General features: G+C 72.2%; 2 protein-coding genes and 2 pseudogenes. 1 reads left to right on the forward strand and 3 read right to left on the reverse strand.

The features are described 5' to 3' along the window. The 3 genes and pseudogenes from I5G_RS11160 to I5G_RS22015 form a co-directional block, all read right to left on the reverse strand. Nucleotides 1-816: bifunctional ornithine acetyltransferase/N-acetylglutamate synthase (locus I5G_RS11160; RefSeq protein ID WP_022879122.1), on the reverse strand; the 816-nt coding region annotated here is incomplete at its 3' end. After that, nucleotides 813-1,271, reverse strand: a pseudogene (locus I5G_RS24715) (Asd/ArgC dimerization domain-containing protein); the annotation flags it as partial. The gene I5G_RS11160 and the pseudogene I5G_RS24715, both read right to left, overlap by 4 nt. After that, nucleotides 1,270-2,220, reverse strand: a pseudogene (locus tag I5G_RS22015) (SNF2-related protein); the annotation flags it as partial. The pseudogenes I5G_RS22015 and I5G_RS24715, both read right to left, overlap by 2 nt. A 243-nt stretch (nucleotides 2,221-2,463) precedes the next feature. Between I5G_RS22015 and I5G_RS11170 the strand changes: the two are divergent. Then, a partial coding sequence (locus tag I5G_RS11170) for an MFS transporter (RefSeq protein ID WP_026095860.1) occupies nucleotides 2,464-2,786 on the forward strand: 323 nt, incomplete at its 3' end.

Below are 2,786 nucleotides of genomic sequence, written 5' to 3' on the forward strand. Positions count from 1 at the left end.
GACGACGCTGATCGTGATGTCGTGCTGGGCGCCCTCCGCATCCCCCTGCAGNTGCGNCGCGAAGTCGTCGCACACCGCCGCGAGCGCGGCGGCGAACTCGTCGGCATCCACCCGGATGCCACTGGCCCCGCTGACCAGCAGCGTCACCTGGTCGTTGGTCGACATGCACCCGTCCGAGTCGAGGCGGTCGAAGCTCACGCGCGTCGCGGCGCGCAGCGCCGCATCGGCCTCGGCCGAGTCCAGGACGGCGTCGGTCGTGAGGACCACGAGCATCGTCGCAAGCCCCGGGGCGAGCATGCCCGCGCCCTTGGCCATGCCCCCGATGCTCCATCCCGCACCGCGGTGCTCGGCCCGCTTGGGCCGCGAGTCGGTGGTCATGATCGCGAGCGACGCGTCCTCGCCGCCGTCGGCGGAGAGCGCGGCGACCCCCTTCTCGACGCCGTCGAGCACCTTCGCGCGGAACACCTCGTCGCCCGTGCCGATGAGCCCCGTGGAGCACACGACCACGTCGCCCGCACCGACGCCGAGGAGTTCGGCCGCGCGTTCGGCGGTCTGGTGCGTCGTCTGGAATCCGAAGGACCCGGTGAAGCAGTTGGCGCCGCCCGAGTTCAGGACCACGGCCTCGACGACGCCGTCCCGGACGACCTGCTCGGACCACAGGATCGGGTTGGCCTTCGCCCGGTTCGATGTGAAGACGGCGGCGCCGACCTTGAGCGGGCCGCGGTTGACCACGACCGCGACGTCACGCGCGCCCGTCGACTTCAATCCGACGGCGACACCGGCCGCCTCGAACCCTGCGGGGACGGTCACGCTCACGGGGCGACTCCATTCGTGGGGAGCGCCGTGGTCTCACGGAGACCCAGCGCGATGTTCATGGACTGCACCGCGGCTCCCGCCGTGCCCTTCATCAGATTGTCGACGGCGCCGACGACGACCACCCGGTTCGCCGCGCGGTCGATCGCGAGGCCGAGGAGCGCGGTGTTGGCGCCGAGCACGTCCGCCGTCCGCGGGAACGTGCCCTCCGGCAGCACGTGCACGAACGGCTCGTCGGCGTACGCGTCCTCCCACGCCGCGCGGATCTCGGCATCCGAGACCCCCTCGCGGATCGGGGCGGACGAGGTGGCGAGGATCCCGCGCGCCATGGGCACGAGGACGGGGGTGAAGGAGATCCGGATGCCATCGGCCGGTGCCCCGGCGGCGGCCAGTGCCTGACGGATCTCGGGGATGTGCCGGTGGGTGCCGCCGACCGCGTAGGGGTTGGCCGTGCCGAGCGTCGATGTCGGCGCCGCTGCCGGAGATCACGGTCGCCCGGCGGTGCGGCGTCCAGCGCTGCACCTCGCGCGCCCAGTTCATCTTCACGACATTGGGCACGACCACCAGGAGCGGATAGGCGTCGGCGACCGAGGCAGCGAGCACCGACTCGGCGGTCTTGCCGAGGCCGGGCTCGTCGGCGAGCAGGAACTGACGGTGGCCCTGCCGTACGGCTTCGAGGAACCGCGACTGGTGGGGCATGACCTCGAGGCCCCGCGGCGAGACCCGGTCGAACTCGGGGACGGGCGGCAGGTCCATGCTCGCGGCCGAGCCGCCGGCGCCGGTCTCGAACGCCTTGTACAGCGGACCCATGAGCTCCCAGCCGTCGAGGCGCCGACGCGGTGCGTCACCGGTCGGACGCGGCGTGAGGTCGGGCGCGAGGAACGGGTTCGCCATCTGGCGCGCCTCGATCGAGGGCGGGATGACCTGCTTCTCGGCGAGCGCCGCGGGCACCACGGGAGCCGTGGCCGGAGCGCTGTCGGTGATGATGAGCTCGTCCGGCGGCAGCTCGGCGCCGGATTCGAGCAGCCAGTCGCGGCGCATGCGGCGCGCGACCGGCGACGTGGCCTGGTCGACCTCGAGCAGCTGGATGAGCGACGTGTCGCGCGCGGCGGTCTTGGCGAGGATCGTGGCCACGCCGTCGAGGCGCTTCAGCAGCTCGGCGCGCGCGGCGTCGGTGATCTCGGTGTCGGCCTTGACGCGGGCGCGCTCCTCGCGGACGAGGAAGGCGATCACCTGGAACTTCACTCGGTTGGTGGGGCCGAGCTTGCCGCGCTGGGCCTTGGCTTCGACCTCGCGCACCTTGCGGGCGAGGATGGGGATGACGGGGGCCTCGTCGTCCCGACGGGATGACGAGGTCTTGCGGCGCCGTTGGCTCGAGCTTCGGGCGGCGGTTGCCGTGGTCGGCATGCTCCTCCTGAGCGTGTCGTCCGGATGTATCCGGAACGTCCCGGCCCATGGCCGGTGGATCAGTGACCCCGGAGAATGCCGCGAGACTCACCGCCGGAGCGGCAGCGTCTGCGACCCGCAACGCGTCTTCACCGGAACGGCTCGCGAGGAGGCGGGTGACGGGGCCGCTACCAGTCTAGCGCGTCGGTGGGTGGTCCTGCCGTACCCCTCCCCCGGCGATTCCGCGGCACCTACGCTGGGGCGATGGCCGAACCGATGTCGCGCGACCAGCGCGTGGTGCTCACCGTCGCGGTTCTGGCATCCTTCGTGTCGTTCCTCGACGGCACCGTCGTGAACGTCGCCCTCCCCGCGATCTCGCGGGACCTGGGCGGCGGACTGTCGACGCAGCAGTGGGTCGTCGACGCGTATCTCGTGACACTCGGCGCCTTCATCCTCGTCGCCGGGTCGATGAGCGACGTGCTGGGCCGCACGCTCGTGCTGCGGATCGGGCTGATCGGGTTCGGCGTGACGTCGGTCGCGATCGCCGCGGCCCCCCGGCCGAGTTCTCATCGTGGCGCGGGCGCTGC

It is taken from the genome of Microbacterium sp. B19, assembly GCF_000333395.1.
Taxonomy (GTDB): Bacteria; Actinomycetota; Actinomycetes; order Actinomycetales; family Microbacteriaceae; genus Microbacterium.